Source organism: Vreelandella halophytica (assembly GCF_968193635.1).
This window is the reverse complement of record NZ_OZ309107.1, coordinates 3,181,938-3,203,778: the sequence shown is the minus strand read 5'-3', so window position 1 is coordinate 3,203,778 and position 21,841 is coordinate 3,181,938. Positions and strand designations below refer to the sequence as shown.

Below are 21,841 nucleotides of genomic sequence, written 5' to 3'. Positions count from 1 at the left end.
TCGCTCAACTCGTCTAGCGGGACCTGAACGCACCACTGGGCGGACTCAAAACGCCTCCTGTCTTATTCCCGGCGCTCGGCGCCTGGCTTTCATGAGCAATTTTCTAACACTCCGATGAATCTCACTGAACTCAAGCAAAAATCCGTTCCCGAGCTGCTCGAAATCGCCCGCGAAATGGGGATCGACAACCTGGCTCGTTCGCGCAAGCAGGACATCATCTTCGCTATCCTCAAAAAGCACGCTAAAAGCGGTGAGGATATCTACGGCGACGGTGTGCTGGAAATTCTCCAGGATGGCTTTGGCTTTCTGCGCAGCGCCGACAGCTCGTATCTCGCCGGGCCGGACGACATCTACGTGTCGCCGTCACAGATTCGTCGTTTCAATCTGCGCAAGGGCGACTCGATCTCCGGCAAAATTCGTCCGCCGAAAGAGGGTGAGCGCTACTTCGCGCTGTTGAAGGTCAGCCAGATCAACTTCGACCGTCCGGAAAACGCCAAGCACAAGATTCTCTTCGAGAACCTGACGCCGCTGTTTCCCAATGACCGGCTCCCCCTGGAGATCGGCAACGGCTCCACGGAAGATCTGACCGCGCGTATCCTCGATTTGACCGCGCCGATCGGTAAGGGCCAGCGGGGGCTTTTGGTGTCGCCGCCCAAGGCGGGTAAGACGTTGATGCTGCAAAACATCGCGACGTCCATTACGCGCAACAGCCCCGAGTGTCATCTGATCGTGCTGCTGATCGACGAGCGCCCGGAGGAGGTGACCGAAATGTCGCGCACCGTGCGCGGCGAAGTGGTCGCCTCGACCTTCGATGAGCCGCCGGCCCGCCACGTGCAGGTCGCCGAGATGGTCATCGAAAAGGCCAAGCGCCTGGTCGAGCACAAAAAGGACGTGGTGATTCTGCTCGACTCCATCACCCGCCTGGCGCGCGCCTACAACACCGTGGTACCCAGCTCTGGCAAGGTACTCACCGGTGGTGTCGATGCCCACGCCCTTGAAAAGCCCAAGCGCTTCTTCGGTGCGGCGCGTAACATCGAAGAGGGCGGAAGCCTTACGATCATCGCCACGGCGCTGGTCGACACCGGCTCCAAAATGGACGAAGTGATCTTCGAGGAGTTCAAGGGTACCGGCAACATGGAAGCGCACCTGGACCGCAAACTGGCGGAAAAGCGCGTTTTCCCGGCGATCAACATCCGCCGCAGCGGCACCCGCCGCGAGGACCTTCTGGCCTCGGAAGACGAAATGCAGCGTATGTGGATTTTGCGCAAGCTCTTGAACCCGATGGAAGATACCGCCGCCACGGAATTTTTGATCGATCGCTTGAAAGATACCAAGACCAATCTTGAGTTTTTCGAGGCGATGAAGCGCCGTTAACACGGCGGGCGATCACGACCACGGGGAAAGGTTTTGAAATATAACGACTTGCGCGATTTCATCAAAGCCCTCGAGGAGCGCGGTGAGCTTAAGCGAATCCAGGTGGAGGTAGACCCTTACCTCGAGATCACCGAGATTTGCGATCGGACCCTGCGCGCCGGCGGCCCGGCCCTGCTGTTCGAGAACGTGAAGGGCCACGACATGCCGCTTCTGGGCAACCTGTTCGGCACGCCCGAGCGGGTGGCGCTGGGCATGGGCCAGGAGTCCGTCGCGGCACTTCGCGAAGTCGGTAAGCTTCTCGCATTTTTGAAAGAGCCGGACCCGCCCAAGGGCTTGAGAGACGCCTGGGAGAAGCTGCCGATCTTCAAGCAGGTGCTGAGCATGGGGCCGAAAACCGTCAAACGCGCCCCGGTGCAGGAAGTCGTGTTCGAAGGCGAGGACGTCAACCTCGACGCGCTTCCGATTCAGCACTGCTGGCCCGGCGACGCCGCTCCGCTCGTGACCTGGCCGCTGGTCATCACGAAAGGCCCGCACAAAAAGCGCCAGAACCTGGGGATTTACCGCCAGCAAAAAATCGGCAAGAACCGGCTGATCATGCGCTGGCTCTCTCACCGCGGCGGGGCGCTGGACTTTCAGGAGTTCCAGAAAGAACACCCCGGCGAGCCTTTTCCCGTGGCCGTTGCCCTCGGCGCCGACCCGGCGACCATTCTGGGCGCGGTGACCCCCATTCCGGACTCACTTTCCGAGTACGCCTTCGCCGGGCTCTTGAGAGGCTCGCGTACCGAGCTCGTGGCCTGTCATCACGCGGATTTAGAAGTGCCGGCGTCCGCGGAGATCATTCTGGAAGGCTTCATCTACCCGGATGACATGGCCCCGGAAGGCCCCTATGGGGATCACACCGGCTACTACAACGAGGTGGATCACTTCCCGGTGTTTACCGTGACGCGCATGACCCGTCGCCGCGACGCGATCTATCACTCGACCTATACGGGTCGTCCGCCGGACGAACCGGCGATTCTCGGCGTGGCGCTCAACGAAGTCTTCGTGCCCATTCTCAATAAGCAGTTTCCCGAGATCGTCGATTTCTACCTGCCGCCGGAAGGGTGCTCTTACCGGATGGCCGTGGTGACCATGAAAAAGCAGTATCCCGGCCACGCCAAGCGCGTGATGATGGGGGTATGGAGCTTTTTGCGCCAGTTCATGTACACCAAGTTCGTGATCGTGCTCGACGACGACGTGGACGCGCGCAACTGGGAAGACGTGATGTGGGCGATCACCACGCGCATGGACCCGGCCAGGGACACCGTGATGGTGGAAAATACGCCGATCGACTACCTGGATTTCGCTTCGCCGGTTTCAGGGCTTGGTTCCAAAATGGGGCTCGATGCCACCAACAAGTGGCCTGGCGAAACCGATCGTGAGTGGGGCACGCCCATCGTCATGGACGAGGCGGTGAAAGCCCGGGTCGACGAGCGCTGGGAATCGCTGGGCATCGGTATCGAGCGTCCGGCTTCGCGCCACGGCTAGCCAAGTACGCAGTTTTTTTAAAGAGGCTTTCATGAGCACAAGGGCGCTACATCAAACGTCAGGGCGTCAGACGATTACCTGTCGGATTACCGATATCAAAGAGTTGAGTTCTGACGTGCTCGGGGTGACGCTCAAGGGCGACCCCCAGGCGATCAATCACCTGCCCGGCCAGTATCTCGAGCTCAAGCTCGATGACACGACCTGGGTGCCGTTTTCCATCGCAAGCCATGGGCGCGGCGACGGTGTCATCGAGCTGCACATTCAGCATCGCCCGGAGCGCGATAATTCCGTCAGGCTGCGCGAGCTTCTCACCCTTTCCGGCGAGCTCACCATTCGCATGCCCGGCGGCGAGAGCGTGCTGGATAGTCAAAGCCACCGTCCGCTTTTGTTGATCGCCGCCGGTACCGGCTTTGCGCAGATGAAGGCGATCGTCGAAGCGGTGCTCGAAGAGCAGCCGGCCCGGCCCGTGTTCATCTGGTGGGCGGCGCGGGAACATCGCGACCTCTACGCCGAGTATCTGGCCAGCGAGTGGGCGGCGCGCTTTGACAACGTGCACTTTCACGCGGTTACCGAGCTCGAATTGGATCAGCCGCTGGCGGACAGCCCGCGCATCGCCCACTACCAGGGGCGCATCACCGACGTGTTGGAGCGCGCCTTGCCCACGCTTGCCATCGAAGGTACGCCCGTGGCAGTGGGCGAGTGCGATGTGTACCTGTCCGGCTCACCGGGCATGGTCTACGCCTGCGTGGACGTATTAGAAGCCCACGGCGCAGTGCCGGACAGGCTTTACTCGGACGTCTTCGCCTACGCGCCGCGCCCGGCCAAATAGCCAACTTCTATAGTCCGCCTTTGAGGGGCGAGCGGTAGAGTTGTTATTTTTACGCAATGCAGGCAGGATAAGCCCATAACGCTTATCGGCCTTTCAACCGGATAAACCCATGATCCATTTACGAAACAGCAAAGCGACACTGGCCACGCCCCTGGCGGCGGCTTTCGCCTGCGCGTTTGGTTATGGCGTTTATTGGTTTAGCCCCGGTATGCCTCGGGCTGGCGCTTAGGCCAACCCCGCAGGCATACCTTCTGGGTTGCCTGCCGACGTTTGAAACCCCGGCTGGTAACCCCGCCGGGGTTTTTGCGTTTTGAAGCGCGTTTTACCCACCACCCGATGTGGAATTCACGACACGTTCATCAAGGAGTTCGACCATGACCGCTTATGCCAACGCTTTTGCTGCCTCGTTGATGGGTTACGGCTATAGCTGGCGATTTAGCGGCGCGCGGTCGGTACAGGTAGCCACCTCCGGCCGGGCCCCTGTGGGTGGCACGACGAGTATCCGATGTCCTTTGATGAATGAGAGTTAACGCCATGAGTGCTTTGATGAGTGCGACCCGCTCCGCCCAGTCCCTAAGCAGCGCCGAGCCCCAGAACCCACAGCCGCTCCCCCTGCCCGATGAGCTTTTGAGCCGGGTGCACGTCGATGCCGCCCTGAGCCGTCAGCTCGATGGGCAGCGCCAGGCTGTCCAGCGCATTCTGACCGGCGAGGACTCGCGCCTTCTGGTCGTGGTCGGGCCCTGCTCGATCCACGACCCGGACGCGGCGCTGGAGTACGCCGACCGCCTTGCGGCACTGAGCGAGGAGGTCAGCGAGCAGATTCTGCCGGTGATGCGTGTCTACGTCGAAAAACCCCGCACCACCGTGGGCTGGAAAGGCCTGGCCTACGACCCGGATTTGGACGGTACCGGCGACATGGCCCGGGGGGTGACCCGCTCCCGCGAGCTGATGCACGCGGTTGCCAGTCGCGGGCTGCCCGTGGCCACCGAGCTTTTGCAGCCGATGCTCGCCCCCTACCTGGAAGACCTTTTGAGCTGGGTGGCGATCGGCGCGCGCACGACCGAATCCCAGCTTCACCGCGAGCTTGCCAGTGACCTGCGCGCCGCGGTGGGCTTCAAGAACGCCACCAGCGGTGACTTGCAGGTGGCCATCGACGCCATGCAGGCCGCCGCCCACTCCCATCAGCGCTTCGCCCAGGACGGTAAAGGCCGCCCGGTCATGCAGCAAAGCGCGGGCAACCCCCATACCCATGTCGTGCTGCGCGGTGGACACGGCGAGCCCAACTACCAGGCCCATCACGTCCGCCAGGCGAGTGCCCGGCTGATGGAAGCAGGGCAGAACCCGCGGCTCATGGTCGACTGCAGCCACGCCAACGCGCGCAAGGACCACCGGCGCCAGAGCGAGGTGATGCTCGACGTGCTCGACCAGCGCCAGGCCGGGGATGCCCATTTGGTCGCGCTGATGCTCGAAAGCCACCTGTTCGAAGGCAAGCAGGCGTTGAAGCCCGGCGCCATGCGCTACGGCGTATCAGTGACCGATGCCTGTGTCGGCTGGGATACCACCGAGCACCTGCTCAAAACCGCGGCGCAGCGTTTGGCCGGCCAATAATCCAGGGCGTTGCGCATCCCCGGGCATTTACAGCCGGCGCTTGCCAGGCCTGACCACCCCCGTATGATAGAGGCTATTTAATCGGAGGTGGCGATGGCCTTTACCCTGCAAGAGCAAGAACCCAAGCGCTACCGGCGCAAGGCGCGCATGATCAGCGTCGTGATGGTGGGCCAACTGATCATCTTTGGCATGCTGTTTTCACTGCTGCTGAGCTCGGCGCTGGGCAGCAGTATCTGGACTCACGGTTTAGGGATCGTGCTCGGACTTTTGGCGACCAGCGCGCTCTTTGCCGGGCTCAAGGAGCGCCCCTGGATGGGCGAGATCAGCTACGTTTGGCAGCTCAAAAACCATCTTTCGCGCATCCAGGGCTACCAGGACTCGCTTACCCGCGCCGTCGACGAGGACAACCGCGCTGCGCTCGATATTTTGAGCTTCTACCACGAAGGGGTGGATCAGGTAGCCGCGCTCAACGATAAACAGCCGGATCCCGCGCGTTTGCAGCAAAAAGAGCACGTGGTCGAGCGCCGTCAGGCGCTTGGCCTGCCGGATCGCGTGACGGTTTTCGACCCTCACGATCTGGGCGCGTTTACGCGCGGCTAGTGCTCACTCAACTCCACTAAAAAAAGCGTTACAGGGAACATTCATGCTCGATTCTAAACCGCTCAAGGCGCTCGGCGCCGCTTGTCTGGGCCTATGGCTTGCCGGCTGTGCGGCGCCGTCCGGCGGTCAGACGCCGGGGACGACGACGACGCAAAACGCCGCGCCGCTGCTGCCGTCGTCGCTTTTTCCCGGTAGCGCCGAGCGCTTCACCGCTTGGCACTGCCAGCCGGCCAACCAGCACCTGGTGGCCGCCGATAACGACCAGGCGCTGCGGCTATGGTCGCTCCACGGCGCCTGGCAGCTGCCCCGGGCCGTCGTTGCCAGCGGCGCACGTTATCAGGATGGCGAAATAAGCGTTTGGGACCGCGGCGAAAAGGCGCTGGTCGAAACCCCGCGCGGCCAGCTTCAGTGCCAGAAAGCCGGACAGCGCCAGGCGTTTACCCGCGCCGAGCACCCGGGGGTGATGTTTCTCGGCCAGGGCCAAAAGCCTGCCTGGCGCGTCTCGCTTGCCCACGACGAACCGGTCATTAGCCTGGCGACTCGGCCCGACCAGCCCGTCGAGCGCTTCCCTTATATGATCAGCGTGCTGGATAACGAGGCCGGCCGGGTGGTGCTCGAAAGCGCCGATGTCGAACCTTTCTTCAGAGTACGCATCGACGCGGGCGCCTGTTTCGATCGCGTCAGTGACGAACCCTTTCCGGCCCGGGTAACGCTCACCTACCAGGGCGAGCAGTATAGCGGGTGCGGCCAGGGCATAGCGCCCAACTAACGCGGAGCCTTTCGTTAGCTAAGGTCTGTCTGAAAAGTCGACGAGCGAAGACAAGACAAGGCAAAAATTGGCGAAAAAACGGAGTTTACATGTGTAAATGAGTATTTTGAGCCAATTTTTAACGCCGTATTGTCGAGCGCAGGCACTTTTCAGACAGAGCCTAGCGACGACACGCCTGGGTTTCGCCTTCGACACGCCATTCGGGGGCGATGAAATCACTTGCACAAAGCGCATTCTTGTCGCCGGCCACGCGGCGGGCCAAGCGGGTGAGCGCCGAAGCGCTCAGGCCTCGCTCGGTGGGGCGCTGCTCGCTGACCGCCACCGGCACCCACGCGCCATCCTGGAGGGTCGCCAGGGTGAAGTTGAACGGGTGAAAGCCTGGAAAGCCCAGGCGCAGGTCGGTGGCGATCAGGGTCTCGTCACCTTCGACCGACTCGACCTCGTAGCGTAGAAAGGGCCCGCTGAACCAGGCCAGACGCTGGCCCAGCGTGCTTGAAAGCGCCGCGTTTTCGAGCGGCTGCCGCTGGCGTTGAAAGGTCTCGATCATCGGCGGCTGATCGTCATCGAAAACGCTGACCAGCCCCTCGTAGTAGCGATTCCCCTCTACGGCCGTGGCCCGCCACAGCAAAATGTTGAACGGCGTGGGCTGAATCATCAGCGCGGCGTTTTCCAGGCCCCGCGCCTCGAGTTCCGGTGCCAGGCGCGCCTCGACGGACCACTTCATACCCGCCGCCATCAGCAAGTAGAGACTCGAAAGCAGCAGCCCCAGGGCGCAGTAGTAGACGACCCGGCGGGTGAGGCACGCCGCAAAAAGCCCGCCCAGCAGCGCCAGACTATAGAGAGGGTCGATAATGAACACGATGGGCCAGGCGGCGGGGGCTACCTCCAGCGGCCAGAGCAATTGGGTGCCGTAGGTGGTCAGCGCATCGAGCAGCGGGTGGGTAAGGAGCGCGAGCGTGAAAAATAGCCACCAGCGGCCAAGCGATGCTCGCCCCGGCAGAAAGCGCCAGCTTAGTAGCGCCAGCAGGCTGCCAAGCCCGGTCAGCACGAACAGCGAATGGCTAAAGCCGCGGTGTTCGGTCACGTTGAGAATGGCGTCGCCGTAGTCCAGGGCAACGTCCAGGTCGGGCAGGGTGCCCAAAAGCGCGCCCACCAAAACGGCCTTGCGGCCAAGGCGGCGGCCCAGCACCGCCCCGCCGACAGCGGCGCCCAGGGCCGCTTGCGTAATCGAATCCACAACGTTTCCTTAACGGGTGTTAAAATCTTCGTAAGCGTAGCATTATACGTTTTTGTTTTCGCGTTGACTGGCTGTATTGGGGTTGTACAAAAAGCGTGGGGATTGCCGTCCCTGACCCTTCATCAATGACTCAATCGGGTCTATTCTATTTGCGTTAACGTTCTGTGACGCCGAGTGCTTTCAAAAAGGGGATTTTATGCGGTTTTTACATACCATGGTGCGTATCAGCGATATCGACGCTTCGCTGCACTTCTACTGCGATCTTCTGGGCATGGAAGAAGTGCGCCGCAAGGAGAGCGAAAAGGGCCGCTTTACGCTGATTTTTTTGGCCGCGCCGGACGATACGCCCCGCGCCGAGCGCTTGAACGCTCCGGAACTCGAGCTGACCTACAATTGGGATCCGGAAGAGTATGAGGGCGGGCGCAACTTCGGCCACCTGGCCTACCGGGTCGACGACATCTACGCGCTGTGCGAAAAGCTCCAGAACGCCGGCGTGACCATCAACCGCCCACCGCGGGATGGCAATATGGCGTTCGTGAAATCACCGGATGGCATTTCCGTCGAGCTGCTCCAAAAAGGCGACGCCTTCGAGCCGGAAGAGCCTTGGGCTTCGATGGAAAACAGCGGCAGCTGGTAACGCAGGGAGCGATTGGTGAAAAAATACCTTATTGGCGCGCTGGCCCTGGGTACGGCGCTGCTACTGGGCGGCTGCGCCAGCAGCCCGCCACCGCAGACCCAAAAGCCCGTTTCGCAAGGCGGCGCCGAGCTCTCCGGGGCGATCGTCGGCCCGCGCTGGAATCTGCTGCTGATGGGCACCGACGAGCGCCTCTCACTGCCGCAAACGGCGTTTTTCCAGATTCACCCGGATGGGCGTATCTCGGGCAACGACGGCTGCAATAACTTCAAAGGCGGTGTAAGCCTTGGCGAAAGCCAGCGCATCGAAGTGGGCGATCTTTCCACGACGCGGATGGGCTGCGACGAGCTCGAGGACGCCCTGCGCGTGACCGACATGCTCGAAACCGCCTACCGCTACCTGATCGACCACGACCGAGTCGTGTTCTTTGGCCCGGACAGCCGCGTGCTGGGCGGCTGGCGCAAGGCCAACTAAAAGGGAGGCCGCGTGCCCAACGTGGACAAGCCGCTGTTGGAGGCGGTGTGGCAGATTGCGCTAAGCGCTTCCGAGATCATTCTGACGGTGTATCGCCAGGCGATCACGGTGGCGTTAAAAGCCGACCAAAGCCCGGTCACCGAGGCCGATACCCGCGCCAACGCTGCCATCGTCGAAGCACTCGAGCACCTTACCCCAGAGGTGCCGGTGCTTTCCGAGGAGAGCGTGGCGCATTTCGAAGGCCCGGCGCCGGAGTGCACTTACTGGTTGGTCGATCCGCTGGACGGCACTAAAGAGTTCATCAAGCGCAACGACGAGTTCACGGTGAATATCGCGCTGATCCACCGTGGTGCGCCGGTGCTCGGCGTGGTCGTGGCCCCGGCGCTAAACGTTAGCTACCTGGCGGCGCGCGGGCTTGGCGCCTTCAAGGCGCAGCAAACGGGCACATGGCAGCCCATTCACACCTGCGTCGGCGTGCCAGCGCAGGGCTATCGGGTACTCGGCAGCCGCTCGCATCAGGACCCGCGACTGAGTGCCTGGCTCGAGAGTCTGGGCGCGCACTGCATAACGGCGCTGGGGAGCTCGCTAAAAGCCTGCCTGATTGCCGAGGGGCGTGCGGACGTTTACCCGCGTTTCGGGCCGACCAGCCTTTGGGACACCGCCGCCGCTCAGGTCCTGGTCGAAGAGGCCGGTGGCTGCGTGGTCGACCAGGCGGGGGAGCCGCTTGGTTACCACACCCCCGAGCAGGTATTGAATCCGAGCTTTTTTGTCTGGGGCGCCCCGCTTGACAAGCGCTAGCAAGCCCCGCCCACGCGTGATAAACTACGCCATCCTCTCAGACAAGACCGTTGAACGGGCAGTTTTTGAGCTGCGCGTTACACGTTTTGGCAAAGCGTAAAGTTTAGCCAAATCAATTGGTTGTTAAGGAAATGTCGCGATTGGGCTTTTGCCCCGCGAAATTACATAGTTAATTCGTTGCCCTAAAGGCAACCTTTATTCTCCAAGGAGATACCAGTGGCGAACAGCAAGCAAGCTCGCAAGCGCGCCCGCCAGGCCGAGTCACGTCGCGTCCTGAAATCCAGCCAGCGCAGCATGGTCCGCACCTACGTCAAGCGTGTGATCAAAGCGATCAACACCGGCGACCATGGCAAGGCAATGGAAGAGTTCAAGGTGATGCAGCCGGTCGTTGACCGCATCGCCGACAAGGACGCGCTGTCCAAGAAAAAGGCCGCGCGCCTGAAAAGCCGCTTGAACAAGCGGATTAAAGCGCTGGCAGCGTAAGCCGGCAGCGTCTTGAAAAAACCGGCTGCGGCCGGTTTTTTTGTGCCTGGATAAATGCTCGAGCCCGACGGATGACGCGATGACACAGACCTCCCCCCAACACACAGCGGTGGCCAAACGCGGGCTAATGCGCTCGGGGCTGGTGGTCAGCGCCATGACCATGCTTTCACGCGTCATGGGGCTTGCGCGGGACGTCGTGGTCGCGACCTTCCTTGGCGCGGGCACCGGCGCGGATGCGTTTTTCGTCGCCTTCAAGATCCCCAATTTTCTACGCCGGCTGTTTGCCGAAGGCGCCTTTAACCAGGCCTTCGTGCCGGTGCTCTCGGAGTACTCCACCCAGCGCACCCGCGAGGAGATCCGCGAGCTCTTGAATGCGGTGGCGGGCAGTTTGACCGCCATTTTGGCGCTGATTACAGCACTCGCCATGCTGAGCGCGCCCTGGCTCGTCTGGCTCTTCGCACCGGGCTTTGGCCGCGATGACCCGGAAAAGCTCGCGCTCACCGCGGACATGCTGCGCCTGACCTTTCCGTACCTGCTGTTGATTTCGCTGACCGCGTTTTCCGGCAGCGTGCTCAATACCTGGAACCGGTTCGCCGTGCCCGCCTTCACGCCGGTGCTGTTGAATTTGTCGCTGATCGGCGCGGCGCTTTTTCTGATGCCGTTGATGGAAGAGCCCGCCATGGCGCTGGCCTGGGGGGTACTGATCGCAGGCGCCGCCCAGCTCGCGTTTCAGGTGCCGTTTCTCTACCGGCTCGGGCTTTTGCCCACGCCCTGGCCAAACTTCGCCCACGACGGCGTCAAACGTATTCTGAAACTAATGGGCCCGGCGCTTTTTGGCGTGTCGGTGTCGCAAATCAACCTGCTGCTGGATACGGTGCTGGCCTCGCTTTTGGCCGCGGGCAGCGTCTCCTGGCTCTACTATTCGGACCGTTTGGTGGAACTGCCGCTGGGGGTATTCGGCGTGGCGATCGGCACGGTGATTTTGCCCGCGCTCTCCAAGCGCCACGCCGAGCAGTCCAGCGAGCACTTCGCCAAAATGCTCGACTGGGCGATTCGCGTCGTGTTGCTTTTGGGTGTGCCGGCAGCCCTTGCGCTGGTGGTGCTCGCCGAGCCCTTTTTGATTACCCTGTTTCACTACGGCGCGATGACCGCAAGCGACATCCAGATGGCCTCGATGAGCCTGCGCGCCTACGCCGTAGGGCTGGTGGCCTTCATGCTGATCAAGGTGCTGGCGCCGGGCTTTTTTGCCCGTCAGGACACCAAAACGCCGGTCAAGGTGGGCATTTTCGCCATGGTCGCCAATATGGTCTTCAACCTAATACTGATTTGGCCGCTGGCGCACGCGGGGCTGGCGCTGGCCACGGCGCTCTCCGCGTTTTTGAACGCCGGGCTTTTGGGCTATTTGCTCTATCGTGAGAAAGTGCTGGTGTTCCAGCCCGGCTGGGGGCGCTACGCGGTGCAGCTCATTGGCGGAAGTGCTCTGATGGGGACGGCACTTTATCTGGTGACACCGCCCTGGCAAGAATGGCTGGACGTTGGGCTTTGGCAGCGGATCGGCTGGGTGTTCGGGCTGATCGCTCTGGGCGGTGGGCTCTACTTTGCCTGGTTGGGCGCCTGGGGGCTTAGGCTTCGCCACTTCAAACTGACGAGCTGATTTCGCCCTGGGCCCGCGCGCGTAATCTTGACTGCAGCTTCCCGGCGCGTTCGTTATAATCACAGGCTTTCTTGTATTGATCCAGCCTTTACCCACGCTTAACGCTAGAGGGGCCATGCACGTTATACGAGGTCTGCACAATTTAACCGCGGATGAGCGCGGCTGCGTTGCCACCATCGGTAACTTCGACGGCGTGCACCGCGGCCATCAGGCGATCATGCAGCAGTGCCGCGAGCACGCAGCGCGGCTGCAAGTGCCGTTGACGGTCGTGGTCTTCGAGCCTCAGCCCCGGGAGTATTTTGCCGGCGAGCAGGCCCCACCGCGCCTGACAAGGCTGCGTGAAAAGGTGCGCTTACTTGGGCAGCACGGCGCCGAGCGGGTGCTTTGCCTGGCGTTCAACGACACCCTTAGAAGTTTGACCGGGCGCGAGTTCATCGACCAGGTGTTGATCGAGGGCCTGGGCGTCAAACACCTGGTGGTGGGCGACGACTTTCGCTTTGGCTGCGACCGGCGCGGTGACTTCGAGCTTTTAAAAGCCGTGGGTGACGAAGAAGGCTTCGCCGTTGAGCACACGCGCACCTTCACGCTGGAAGACGAGCGCGTGTCGAGTTCGCGGGTGCGCACCATGCTTGCCAGCGGTAATTTCGCCGCCGCGCGGCGTTTGCTGGGCCGGCCCTACTCGGTGTCCGGGCGGGTAGTGCGCGACCAGCAGCTGGGGCGCACCATCGGCGCGCCGACGGCGAATTTGCCGCTTCTGCCCCAGCCGCTGACGCTTCGCGGCGTGTTCGCGGTGGTGGCCGAGCTCGAGGACGGCACCTGTTACCCGGGGGTGGCCAACGTCGGCTTTCGCCCGACGGTGGGCGCCAAGCGGCCGACCCTCGAGGTGCACCTTTATGACTTTAACGGCGACCTTTATGGCCAGCGGCTTTCGGTGTACCCCTGCGTGCGGCTACGCGGGGAGGTGAAGTTCGACGACTTCGCGGCACTCAAGGCGCAGATTCAGCGCGACCAGGCGCGGGGCCGGTACTATTTTGCCCCGCTCCAGGCAGGCCTTGCCAAGGCTGCCTCGACGACGGACACCTCGACGGAGTTTGCTTCAACGGATTCCGTCTTACCGGATTTCACATCACACGCATCCAGAGCGGCCTTTGAAAGCGACGCGCTGGATGTTTGGCTGGCTTCGGCCCCGCTTGGGCGAGAAGCCGCTTCTTCTGATTTCTCTTCGGCGGACGACGCCGATGCTAACGACGGCTGACCGGACCTATGGACTACAAGCAAACGCTCAATCTGCCTGAAACCGACTTCCCCATGCGCGGCATGCTGCCCAAGCAGGAGCCGGGTCGGGTTTCCAAATGGCAGGATATGGACCTTTACCAGCGCCTGCGCGATGCCCGCGCCGGTGCCCCGCTTTTCGTGCTGCACGATGGCCCTCCCTACGCCAACGGCAGCATCCATATCGGTCACGCCGTCAACAAGATCCTCAAGGACATCATCGTCAAGTCCAAGAACCTGGCCGGGTTCGACGCCCCTTATGTGCCGGGTTGGGACTGCCATGGCCTGCCGATCGAGCACAAGGTGGAAACCACCCACGGCAAGCACCTTTCGCCGGCGCATGCCCGGGCGCTTTGCCGCGAGTACGCCGGTGCCCAGATCGAAACCCAGCTCACCGATTTCGTGCGGCTGGGCGTGATCGGCGACTGGCATCATCCTTACCGCTCGATGGATTTCGTTAATGAGGCCGGTGAGATCCGGGCGCTGGCCGACATGGTCGACGCCGGTTACGTCTTCAAGGGGCTGAAGCCGGTCAACTGGTGCTTCGACTGCGCCTCCGCCCTGGCCGAGGCCGAAGTGGAGTACCAGGACAAGAAGTCTGACGCCATCGACGTTGCTTTCCCGGTCGAAGACGCCGACAAGCTGGCCGCGGCCTTCGGTTTGGATTCGCTTTCAAAGCCTGCCGCCGTGGTCATCTGGACCACCACGCCCTGGACCATCCCGGCCAACCAGGCGCTGAACGTCCACCCCGAGTTCACCTACGCGCTGGTCGACACCGGCGAGCGGTTGTTGCTGCTCGCCGAAGAGCTGGTCGAGAGCTGTCTGGCGCGTTTCGACCTGCAAGGCGAAGTCATCGCCACGGCGAAAGGCGAGTCGCTTGAGCTGATCAACTTCCGCCATCCGCTTTATGATCGCCTGTCGCCGGTGTATCTGGCGGACTACGTCGAGAGTGACGTCGGCAGCACCGGTATCGTCCACTCCGCGCCGTCTTACGGCGTGGATGACTTCAATACCTGCCGCGCCTACGGTATGAGTTTTGACGATATGCTCAACCCGGTGCAGAGCAACGGCGTCTATATCGACGACTTGGAGCGCTTCGGTGGGCAGATGATCTGGAAAGCGAACCCGAACATCGTCGCCGCACTCGATGAGGCCGGCGCTTTGATGGCGCACAAGCCCATCACCCACAGCTACATGCACTGCTGGCGCCACAAAACGCCGGTGATCTACCGCGCCACGGCTCAGTGGTTCGTGGGCATGGATATCGAAGGCCGTGACGGCAAGACCCTTCGCCAGAAAGCCCTCGAGGGGATCGAGGCCACCGCCTTCACTCCCAGTTGGGGCCAGGCGCGACTGCACAGCATGATCGCCAACCGCCCGGACTGGTGCATCTCGCGCCAGCGTAACTGGGGCGTGCCGATTCCGTTTTTCCTGCACAAGCAGACCGGCGAGCTGCACCCGCGCACCGTCGAGCTGATGGAAGAAGCCGCCAGGCGCGTGGAAGAGGGCGGCATCGACGCCTGGTTCAGCCTCGAGGCCGCCGAGCTTCTGGGTAGTGAGGCCGACGACTATGACAAGATCTCCGACACCCTGGATGTGTGGTTCGACTCCGGCACCACTCACCGCCACGTGCTCCGGGGCTCGCACCCCCACGGCCACGAGTCCGGCCCGCGGGCGGATCTGTATTTGGAAGGCTCGGATCAGCACCGCGGCTGGTTCCACTCGTCGCTCTTGACCGGCTCGGCGATCGATGGCCACCCGCCGTACCGTCAGCTTCTGACCCACGGCTTCACCGTGGATGCTCAGGGGCGCAAGATGTCCAAGTCGATCGGCAACGTGGTCGCCCCGCAAACGGTGATGGACAAGCTCGGCGCCGACATTCTGCGCCTGTGGACCGCCTCGACGGACTACTCCGGCGAAATGGCGGTATCCGACGAGATCTTGAAGCGCACCGCCGATGTCTACCGGCGTATCCGTAATACCGCACGCTTCTTGCTGGGCAACCTGACCGGCTTCGAGCCGAACCGCGACATGGTTGCCTTTGACGACATGATTGCGTTGGATCGTTGGATCGTGGATCGCACCGCGCAGCTTCAGGGGCGTATCCAGACGGCGTTTGATGAGTACCGTTTCCGCGACGTTTACCAGCAGGTGCACGACTTCTGCGCCCGGGACCTGGGCGGCTTCTACCTGGATATCATCAAGGACCGCCAGTACACCACCCAGGCGGATTCGCTGGCCCGGCGTAGCTGTCAGAGTGCGCTTTATCACGTCATCGAGGCGCTCGCCCGCTGGGTCGCGCCGATTCTCTCCTTCACCGCCGAAGAAATTTTCGAGCACATCCCCGGCGAGCGCGGCGACAGCGTGCTGCTCGAAACCTATTACGAAGGGCTGGCGGTGCTTGACGACGACGCGCCGATGGGCCGGGCGTTCTGGGAGCAGGTCATGGAGGTCAAGCACGCGGTCAACAAGCGTTTGGAAGAGGCGCGGGGTGAAGGCACCATCAAGGGGTCGCTGGATAGCGAAGCGACGCTTTATGTCAGCGACGAATTCCGTACGCTGCTGGAAAGCCTGGGCGACGAGCTGCGCTTCGTGCTGATCACCTCCGAGGCCACGCTCAAGCCGCTGGATGAGGCGGATGCCAGCGCCCACAGCGAGCTCGAGGGGCTGAAGGTAGCCGTAGTGCCAAGCCCTCATGAGAAGTGCGAGCGCAGCTGGGAGCGCCGCCCGGACGTGGGCAGCCATCCAGAGCACCCGACCCTTTGCGAGCGCTCGATTCTGAACCTGCCGGATGGCCCGGGCGAGGTCCGCCGCTATGCCTGAGGCCGCGCCGAAGGCGCCGCTTGCAAGCCCGCCGCCCATGCATCGCCCGCTACGCTGGCTATGGCTGGCCGTGGCGGTCATTGCGCTGGACCTGGCGAGCAAGTACGCGATGAGTCATCTGCTCGACTATAATCAGCCGTTACGCGTGCTGCCCTTTTTCGATTTGCGTTTGATGCATAACTTTGGGGCGGCCTTCAGTTTTCTGGCCAACCACCCAGGCTGGCAGCGCTGGTTCTTTGCCCTTATCGCCGTGGGCGCGAGCGTGGGCCTGACGGTCTGGCTTTCGCGCATCCGCCGGGACGAGAGGCTTTTGGCCGTAGCGCTTCCGTTGATCATCGGCGGGGCGCTGGGCAATTTGTATGATCGCCTGATTCACGGCTACGTGGTGGACTTTTTGTCCTTTCACGTGGCGGGCTGGTACTACCCGGCGTTTAACGTGGCGGATATGGGCATCGTGATCGGCGCCGCCCTGCTAATCTGGGAATCAATCATGGGCGATCGGCGACGCAAGAAAGCCGCGTTACACGAAAGCAGCCAATAGCGAGAAGCGTATGGACTATGTCATCGACGAGGGTATGGACATTACCCTGCATTTCACCCTGAAACTCGAAGACGGTACGGTGGTGGACTCGACCAAAGAGAAAGCGCCGGCGAGTTTCACCTTTGGCGACGGCAACCTGCCGCCGGGTTTCGAGTACCCCATCAAGGGATTGGCGCCGGGCCAGCAGGGTACGTTCGATATCACCCCGGAGCACGCCTTCGGCCAGCACAACGAGCAAAACATTCAAACGCTCAAGCGCGCGGACTTCGGCGACGAAGAGCCGGAAATCGGCATGGTGATGTCCTTTGCCGACAAGGCGGGCACCGAGCTTCCCGGCGTGGTCAAGACCATCGACGGCGACCGGATCGAGGTGGACTTCAATCACCCACTCGCCGGGCGTACACTGACCTTCGAGGTCGAGGTGCTCGACGTCAAGCCGATGACCACGCACTAAGTGCGCCTGCGCCGGGCTTGTTACACAACTGACACGGTTTCCCGCTTTAATCGAAAAGCGGGAAACGCCCGTCGATAGAACAAGCCGGGCGCGGCGCTGTCCGTAAGGGCATGCCCTTGGCGTCACCTTTCGAGCGACCGGGCTTTTATTCACTAGCGATGCGCTCACGCATCAAGGCGCTATTATGAACGCACCCCAAACCGAGCCTTCAGAAACGGCGCAGCCGATCACGATTCAACTGGCCAACCCCCGCGGCTTTTGTGCCGGGGTGGACCGCGCCATCGACATCGTCAACCGCGCTCTGGACGTTTTCGGCCCGCCGGTTTATGTCCGTCATGAAGTGGTCCATAACAAGTTCGTCGTGGATTCGCTTCGTGAGCGCGGCGCGGTGTTCGTCGAAGAGCTCGACGAGGTGCCGGACGACGTGATCGTGATCTTTTCCGCCCACGGCGTTTCCCAGGCCGTGCAGGAAGACGCCGACCAGCGCGGGCTCAAGGTGTTCGACGCAACCTGCCCGCTGGTCACCAAGGTGCACATGGAAGTATTGCGCTACGCCAAGCGTGGCCAGGAGTGCATCCTGATCGGCCACGAAGGCCACCCGGAAGTCGAGGGTACCATGGGCCGCTACGACACCTCCTTTGGCGGACGTATCTATCTGGTCGAGGATGAAGAAGACGTGGCCAATCTCGAAGTAAGCGACCCGGCCACGCTCTCCTTCGTGACACAAACCACGCTCTCGATGGACGATACGGCCAAGGTGATCGACGCCCTGCGGGATAAATTTCCCGAGATTCAGGGCCCGCGCAAAAACGACATCTGCTACGCCACCCAAAACCGCCAGGATGCGGTGCGGGACCTGGCCACCGAAAACGATCTGATCCTCGTGGTCGGCAGCCCCAATAGCTCCAACTCCAACCGCCTGCGCGAGCTCTCCGAGCGCATCGGCACGCCGGCGTATCTCATCGATAACGCCGAGCAGATCGAAAGCCACTGGCTCGATAACGTTTCGCGCATCGGCGTAACCGCCGGCGCCAGCGCCCCGGAAGTACTGGTCAAAGGCGTCATCGACCGGCTCAAATCCCTGGGCGCGACCGACCCAAGCGAACTTGCCGGGCGCGAAGAGAACATTACTTTTTCCATGCCTAAAGAGCTTCGCGACCAGGTCATCGCAAGCGGCTAATGCAATCGGTACGCCGTTTCGCCATACTCAGGGTATGGGCTAACTAAAACGAGGCGTACCGAGTGGCTAACTTCCTGGATCACCGCGCGGGTGCATCGACGCACCAGCGCGGCTTCACTCTCATCGAAATGCTCATCGTCGCGGCCATCATTGGCCTGCTGGCGGGCATCGCCTACCCGGGCTACCAGCGCTACGTCGAAAACGCGGTACGCACCGACGGTAAGGCCGGCTTACTCAACGCCGCCGCCGAGCTCGAGCGCTGCTACGCACGTAACTATAGTTATGAAAACGGCTGCTCCATTACCGAGACCTCGCCGGATGGCCACTATGCGCTGACGTTCGAACCCAACGAAGAGCAGGGCGGCTTTTTGATCTTGGCGAACACCTCACGCGATGACGGCTGCGATAACCCGCTTACCCTGAATGCGCTCGGCGAGCGTGGCCCCGAGGAGTGCTGGTAATGGTGGGCCAGCGCGGCTTCTCCCTGGTGGAGGCGCTGGTCGCGCTGCTGATTCTATCGATTGGGTTGATCGGCATGGGGGCGCTGCAGCTAAAGGCGCTGCAAAGCGCAAGCGAGGGCTACCAGCGCACGCTGGCAAGCGTTGCCGTATTGGACGCCCAGGAGCGGCTTTGGGCGGCGTATCAGGCAAGCCCGCGCTGCGCCGGTCGCAAACTCGAAGGCGTCGAGCGCGCCTGGCAGCGCCACTGGTTTACGGATAGCGAAGCGGTGCTCGAGCAGGCGTCCGGCGATATTCAGCGCCAGGGGTGTGGGTTCGTCATCACCGTTACGCACGCGTCTTTGGCTAACGCGGAGTACCGGTTTTTGCTACCGGGCGAGCTATAGGAGGGTACGATGGGCAGGCAGCGGGGCTTCACACTCAGCGAGCTTTTGGTCGCCCTGACCCTGGGCAGTCTTTTGGTGATCGGCGCCGGGCAACTGCTGCTCTCAAGCTTTCATACCTTCGAGCAGGTCGACCGGCTGGGCCGCCAACAGGAGACGCTGGTATATGCCGCAACGACGCTCGCCAGCCGGCTACGGCGCGAGGGCGGCGTTAACGACCAGGCAGAGGCGCTATTTCACCTGACCTGCCGCGCAACGTCCAGCGACTGCCGCTGCACGGTACAGGACACCACCGAGGCCCAGCCGCTGGTGTCGTTCGAAAAGCTCGGCGAAAGCGCCTGCCCGCGGGACGAGCCCCTGGGCGAACCGGTGGGCGGCGGCGCGCTTCGCATTGCGTTGCCGCTGGGGCCCAAGGGCCAAGACATCGCCTTTCACATTACCCCGCGCCAAGACGTGTTAGCCCGTGATGATCTGGCGCCCTGAGGTCTCCCCCGAACGGCCGGCCCGCCAGCAAGGGGCGGCGCTGGCCGTGGTCATGGTGGTGCTGGCAAGCGCTTTGATGCTCGGCATCGTCGGGGTGCAGTCGGCGCTCATCGACCAGCGCCAGGCGGCCAACTACCGCGCCGCGTTAAAGGCGCAAATGCGCGCGGAAACCGCCGCCGTCGAAGCACTCTCCGCGTTCGATCTGCTTGACTGGGAGAACGCCCCAACCCTTACCCCCGACCAGCGCCTACGCTTCCCCGTCTTCTCCCAAGAGCCTGGCGCCGTTCAACGCTGCCGCGCACGCAGCTGTGTTTATCTTCCCGTTATCCGCCACGACGAGCACTGGGTGATGGCGCTGGGCGTGGTCTACGCAAACGACGACCCGCGCGCGTCACTGATCGCGCACAGCGAGCCGATTTTTGTGCGTGTGGAAGGTGACGAAGGCGCGGGGCAGAGGCGTTGGGAGTAGTAGGGGGAGACAAATCGCGCGACCATAAAAAACCCCTTAAGGAAGGGGTTTTTTTATGCGGCAAGCATTGAGGCAATGCTTAGCCTTCGATCGGCGCGCGCCAGTCGTCGGAACCCGAGGTGCCGGCAACGGTGTGTTCCCAATCGATTTTACGGTACGCAAGCGAGACGTCCATCAGCTGGGTGAACTCGGACTTCTGGATGTCCTGGGCGTGGGGCATGCGCAGGTTGATGTCGACGATGGTGGCATCGGTCAGCGAGGTGGTGAAGAAGTGCTCTTGCTTACCTTCGACCGAGGTGCGGTACCACTTAAGCTCTACGGTGGGCAGCATTTCGCCGGAGGCCAGGGCGTTGTACATCAGCGGCACGGCCTTGTTCAGCGCGACGGTGAATACGAACGGCTTGTGGGCGCGCTGGCCGGAGGGCTGACCGGACTGCGGGTCGGTGGGCACCGTGACGACGTGCTTGAATTCCTGGACCAGCATTTCGTCTTCGTGACCTTCGACATAGATGTTGCCGACGGAATCCGGTGTGAAAGCGCCGGCCGTGATGTTGCCCTGAGTCTGGCCTTCGATGCTGATATAACATGGAGTTGGCATAAATAGCTCCTCGATCAAGCGTTGCGATAAGGGTACGAATACCCGGTGAACACTCTTTACTAAGGCAAGCCGTATGCCATCTAAAAAATATCTATTTTAATCAATGCTTTATTAAAATATTAAAATTTTATGAAAGTATGCCTGGGCCGAGACTTGCTCGAAAACAGGCAAGCACTTGCCTGCGGGGCAACAAGTTGCTTGAAATTCCTAGGGTCGAGGTGCTTATAACGTTTTATTAGCCAAAGCCAGAGAAAGAAGCGCTTCACAGGGGCGAAAAAGCTCATTGAAGTGAGACTTTTGGGGTGAAAAAGTGGCTAGCTTAACCATCGCTTGGCACTAAGGCCACCCGTTGGTGATTTCATGTTGAGAAAATCAGGATTTTATTTGTAAGACATTATCGTTTTGTTGTGTAAGAGATGTCTTACATTGGCTTTTCGGTAAATTAATTTTCATTAGATAGTCGGCTAAATTCTACAAAATTGTGCCAATTGTCGCGCAAATTCAAAGTGAAAAAGTTCCCTTCCCGACGCCTCTTTTTAAGTGTTTAAAAATGGCGCATTGGCATGACCTGACAGATTCGTTAACTTGGGTTAATTGAGAATTATTAACGTAAACGTTCGATTTTCTCGCTTTCAGGACGCATCCAATGGCTAAACAAGGCACCGTCGCGCCGAAAGAGCGCATCAATATCAAATACGTTCCGGCCACCGGCGACCAGCAGGCGGATACCGAGCTTCCGCTCAAACTGCTGGTAGTGGGCGACTTCAAGGGCGGCGAAGAAGAGACGCCCATCGAAGAGCGCCAATCCGTATCGGTGGACAAGAACAACTTTCAGTCGGTCATGCGCGAAGCCGATTTGTCCCTGCAAACCTCGGTGGCCAATCGCCTCGAAGAGGGCGAGGACGCCGGCGATATGGCCGTTAATCTTTCCTTCAAGTCCCTCGAAGACTTCTCGCCGGACTCGCTCGCCAAACAGGTGCCGGAGCTTCGCAAGCTGGTCGAGCTGCGCGAAGCGCTGGTAGCGCTGAAAGGCCCGCTGGGCAACGTACCCGCTTTCCGGGATCGTTTGCAAAAACTGCTGGAAAACGACGAAGCGCGCCAGCAGCTTCTCAATGAATTGGAGTTAATGGATACCGAGCGCCCTAACGAGTAATCCCGGCCCGTGTATCAATTTCCTAACCCCAATAGTGCGA

At 61.4% G+C, this 21,841-nt stretch carries 23 protein-coding genes; 21 read left to right on the top strand and 2 right to left on the bottom strand.

Annotation, left to right across the window (positions count from 1 at the left end; genetic code table 11):
• The first annotated feature begins 114 nt into the window (after positions 1–114).
• The 6 genes from rho to ACWHXT_RS14750 all read left to right on the top strand — a co-directional run bounded on the left by rho (position 115) and on the right by ACWHXT_RS14750 (position 6,707).
• The gene (rho, locus tag ACWHXT_RS14775) at positions 115–1,374 is read left to right on the top strand and encodes a transcription termination factor Rho (protein WP_447529945.1); all 1,260 of its coding nucleotides are present in this window, start codon (positions 115–117) and stop codon (positions 1,372–1,374) included.
• Positions 1,375–1,407: 33 nt separating this feature from the next.
• Positions 1,408–2,901, top strand: coding sequence for a 4-hydroxy-3-polyprenylbenzoate decarboxylase (gene ubiD / locus ACWHXT_RS14770; RefSeq protein WP_447927041.1), 1,494 nt, complete (start codon positions 1,408–1,410; stop codon positions 2,899–2,901).
• 31 nt (positions 2,902–2,932) lie between these two features.
• Positions 2,933–3,730, top strand: coding sequence for an FAD-binding oxidoreductase (locus tag ACWHXT_RS14765; protein ID WP_447956391.1), 798 nt, complete (start codon positions 2,933–2,935; stop codon positions 3,728–3,730).
• A gap of 546 nt (positions 3,731–4,276) precedes the next feature.
• Positions 4,277–5,338 carry a 3-deoxy-7-phosphoheptulonate synthase gene (locus ACWHXT_RS14760; RefSeq protein WP_447927039.1) on the top strand — a complete coding sequence of 354 codons (1,062 nt, stop codon included), beginning with the start codon at positions 4,277–4,279 and terminating at the stop codon, positions 5,336–5,338.
• Positions 5,339–5,431: 93 nt separating this feature from the next.
• Positions 5,432–5,938, top strand: coding sequence for a DUF3087 family protein (locus tag ACWHXT_RS14755; protein WP_447956390.1), 507 nt, complete (start codon positions 5,432–5,434; stop codon positions 5,936–5,938).
• A 43-nt stretch (positions 5,939–5,981) separates the two neighbouring features.
• Positions 5,982–6,707, top strand: a complete 726-nt coding sequence (locus ACWHXT_RS14750) for an MliC family protein (protein WP_447956389.1) — start codon at positions 5,982–5,984, stop codon at positions 6,705–6,707.
• Between the two features lie 160 nt (positions 6,708–6,867).
• Here the strand turns inward: ACWHXT_RS14750 and ACWHXT_RS14745 are convergent, their stop codons facing one another.
• Positions 6,868–7,944, bottom strand: coding sequence for a metal-dependent hydrolase (locus ACWHXT_RS14745; RefSeq protein ID WP_447956388.1), 1,077 nt, complete (start codon positions 7,942–7,944; stop codon positions 6,868–6,870).
• Between the two features lie 196 nt (positions 7,945–8,140).
• On the opposite strand from ACWHXT_RS14745, the gene gloA reads away from it, so the two are divergent.
• The 14 genes from gloA (at position 8,141) to ACWHXT_RS14675 (ending at position 20,050) form a co-directional block, all read left to right on the top strand.
• Complete coding sequence (gloA, locus tag ACWHXT_RS14740) at positions 8,141–8,581, top strand: lactoylglutathione lyase (protein ID WP_447529938.1); 441 nt, start codon at positions 8,141–8,143, stop codon at positions 8,579–8,581.
• A 15-nt stretch (positions 8,582–8,596) separates the two neighbouring features.
• Positions 8,597–9,052: an META domain-containing protein gene (locus ACWHXT_RS14735; protein WP_447956387.1), complete on the top strand. Its 456-nt coding sequence runs from the start codon at positions 8,597–8,599 to the stop codon at positions 9,050–9,052.
• Positions 9,053–9,064: 12 nt separating this feature from the next.
• A complete protein-coding gene (gene cysQ, locus ACWHXT_RS14730; RefSeq protein WP_447956386.1) occupies positions 9,065–9,850 on the top strand; it encodes a 3'(2'),5'-bisphosphate nucleotidase CysQ in 786 nt (261 codons plus the stop codon).
• A gap of 216 nt (positions 9,851–10,066) precedes the next feature.
• Positions 10,067–10,333 (top strand): 30S ribosomal protein S20, encoded by a 267-nt coding sequence (rpsT, locus tag ACWHXT_RS14725; RefSeq protein ID WP_447529935.1) that lies wholly within the window; start codon positions 10,067–10,069, stop codon positions 10,331–10,333.
• 79 nt (positions 10,334–10,412) lie between these two features.
• Positions 10,413–11,987 (top strand): murein biosynthesis integral membrane protein MurJ, encoded by a 1,575-nt coding sequence (gene murJ, locus ACWHXT_RS14720; RefSeq protein WP_447894363.1) that lies wholly within the window; start codon positions 10,413–10,415, stop codon positions 11,985–11,987.
• Positions 11,988–12,102: 115 nt separating this feature from the next.
• Positions 12,103–13,242 (top strand): bifunctional riboflavin kinase/FAD synthetase, encoded by a 1,140-nt coding sequence (ribF, locus tag ACWHXT_RS14715; RefSeq protein WP_447956385.1) that lies wholly within the window; start codon positions 12,103–12,105, stop codon positions 13,240–13,242.
• An 8-nt stretch (positions 13,243–13,250) separates the two neighbouring features.
• The gene (gene ileS / locus ACWHXT_RS14710; protein ID WP_447956384.1) at positions 13,251–16,082 is read left to right on the top strand and encodes an isoleucine--tRNA ligase; all 2,832 of its coding nucleotides are present in this window, start codon (positions 13,251–13,253) and stop codon (positions 16,080–16,082) included.
• Complete coding sequence (gene lspA, locus ACWHXT_RS14705; protein WP_447894360.1) at positions 16,075–16,623, top strand: signal peptidase II; 549 nt, start codon at positions 16,075–16,077, stop codon at positions 16,621–16,623. Before ileS ends, lspA begins: the two co-directional genes overlap by 8 nt.
• A gap of 10 nt (positions 16,624–16,633) precedes the next feature.
• A complete protein-coding gene (gene fkpB / locus ACWHXT_RS14700) occupies positions 16,634–17,077 on the top strand; it encodes an FKBP-type peptidyl-prolyl cis-trans isomerase (protein WP_447529930.1) in 444 nt (147 codons plus the stop codon).
• A gap of 184 nt (positions 17,078–17,261) precedes the next feature.
• The gene (gene ispH, locus ACWHXT_RS14695) at positions 17,262–18,257 is read left to right on the top strand and encodes a 4-hydroxy-3-methylbut-2-enyl diphosphate reductase (protein WP_447927029.1); all 996 of its coding nucleotides are present in this window, start codon (positions 17,262–17,264) and stop codon (positions 18,255–18,257) included.
• Between the two features lie 62 nt (positions 18,258–18,319).
• A complete protein-coding gene (locus ACWHXT_RS14690) occupies positions 18,320–18,718 on the top strand; it encodes a type IV pilin protein (protein WP_447956383.1) in 399 nt (132 codons plus the stop codon).
• Positions 18,718–19,101 carry a type IV pilus modification protein PilV gene (gene pilV / locus ACWHXT_RS14685; RefSeq protein WP_447927027.1) on the top strand — a complete coding sequence of 128 codons (384 nt, stop codon included), beginning with the start codon at positions 18,718–18,720 and terminating at the stop codon, positions 19,099–19,101. The genes ACWHXT_RS14690 and pilV overlap by 1 nt, the downstream gene beginning before the upstream one ends.
• Before the next feature lie 9 nt (positions 19,102–19,110).
• Positions 19,111–19,581, top strand: a complete 471-nt coding sequence (locus ACWHXT_RS14680; protein ID WP_447956382.1) for a PilW family protein — start codon at positions 19,111–19,113, stop codon at positions 19,579–19,581.
• Positions 19,565–20,050: a pilus assembly PilX family protein gene (locus tag ACWHXT_RS14675; protein ID WP_447956381.1), complete on the top strand. Its 486-nt coding sequence runs from the start codon at positions 19,565–19,567 to the stop codon at positions 20,048–20,050. The genes ACWHXT_RS14680 and ACWHXT_RS14675 overlap by 17 nt, the downstream gene beginning before the upstream one ends.
• Before the next feature lie 79 nt (positions 20,051–20,129).
• Here the strand turns inward: ACWHXT_RS14675 and ACWHXT_RS14670 are convergent, their stop codons facing one another.
• The gene (locus ACWHXT_RS14670) at positions 20,130–20,648 is read right to left on the bottom strand and encodes an Hcp family type VI secretion system effector (protein ID WP_447529924.1); all 519 of its coding nucleotides are present in this window, start codon (positions 20,646–20,648) and stop codon (positions 20,130–20,132) included.
• 646 nt (positions 20,649–21,294) lie between these two features.
• Between ACWHXT_RS14670 and tssB the strand changes: the two genes are divergently transcribed.
• A complete protein-coding gene (tssB, locus tag ACWHXT_RS14665) occupies positions 21,295–21,801 on the top strand; it encodes a type VI secretion system contractile sheath small subunit (RefSeq protein WP_447529923.1) in 507 nt (168 codons plus the stop codon).
• The last annotated feature ends 40 nt before the right edge of the window (positions 21,802–21,841 follow it).

Bases quoted from the DNA above. Each gene is read 5' to 3' on its own strand.
- ACWHXT_RS14670 (WP_447529924.1), bottom strand. From the start codon at position 20,648: ATGCCAACTCCATGTTATATCAGCATCGAAGGCCAGACTCAGGGCAAC.
- tssB (WP_447529923.1), top strand. From the start codon at position 21,295: ATGGCTAAACAAGGCACCGTCGCGCCGAAAGAGCGCATCAATATCAAA.
- fkpB (WP_447529930.1), top strand. From the start codon at position 16,634: ATGGACTATGTCATCGACGAGGGTATGGACATTACCCTGCATTTCACC.
- ACWHXT_RS14675 (WP_447956381.1), top strand. From the start codon at position 19,565: ATGATCTGGCGCCCTGAGGTCTCCCCCGAACGGCCGGCCCGCCAGCAA.
- ACWHXT_RS14765 (WP_447956391.1), top strand. From the start codon at position 2,933: ATGAGCACAAGGGCGCTACATCAAACGTCAGGGCGTCAGACGATTACC.
- ACWHXT_RS14760 (WP_447927039.1), top strand. From the start codon at position 4,277: ATGAGTGCGACCCGCTCCGCCCAGTCCCTAAGCAGCGCCGAGCCCCAG.
- ileS (WP_447956384.1), top strand. From the start codon at position 13,251: ATGGACTACAAGCAAACGCTCAATCTGCCTGAAACCGACTTCCCCATG.
- ACWHXT_RS14750 (WP_447956389.1), top strand. From the start codon at position 5,982: ATGCTCGATTCTAAACCGCTCAAGGCGCTCGGCGCCGCTTGTCTGGGC.
- gloA (WP_447529938.1), top strand. From the start codon at position 8,141: ATGCGGTTTTTACATACCATGGTGCGTATCAGCGATATCGACGCTTCG.
- pilV (WP_447927027.1), top strand. From the start codon at position 18,718: ATGGTGGGCCAGCGCGGCTTCTCCCTGGTGGAGGCGCTGGTCGCGCTG.
- lspA (WP_447894360.1), top strand. From the start codon at position 16,075: ATGCCTGAGGCCGCGCCGAAGGCGCCGCTTGCAAGCCCGCCGCCCATG.
- ACWHXT_RS14680 (WP_447956382.1), top strand. From the start codon at position 19,111: ATGGGCAGGCAGCGGGGCTTCACACTCAGCGAGCTTTTGGTCGCCCTG.
- rho (WP_447529945.1), top strand. From the start codon at position 115: ATGAATCTCACTGAACTCAAGCAAAAATCCGTTCCCGAGCTGCTCGAA.
- murJ (WP_447894363.1), top strand. From the start codon at position 10,413: ATGACACAGACCTCCCCCCAACACACAGCGGTGGCCAAACGCGGGCTA.
- ribF (WP_447956385.1), top strand. From the start codon at position 12,103: ATGCACGTTATACGAGGTCTGCACAATTTAACCGCGGATGAGCGCGGC.
- ispH (WP_447927029.1), top strand. From the start codon at position 17,262: ATGAACGCACCCCAAACCGAGCCTTCAGAAACGGCGCAGCCGATCACG.
- ACWHXT_RS14755 (WP_447956390.1), top strand. From the start codon at position 5,432: ATGGCCTTTACCCTGCAAGAGCAAGAACCCAAGCGCTACCGGCGCAAG.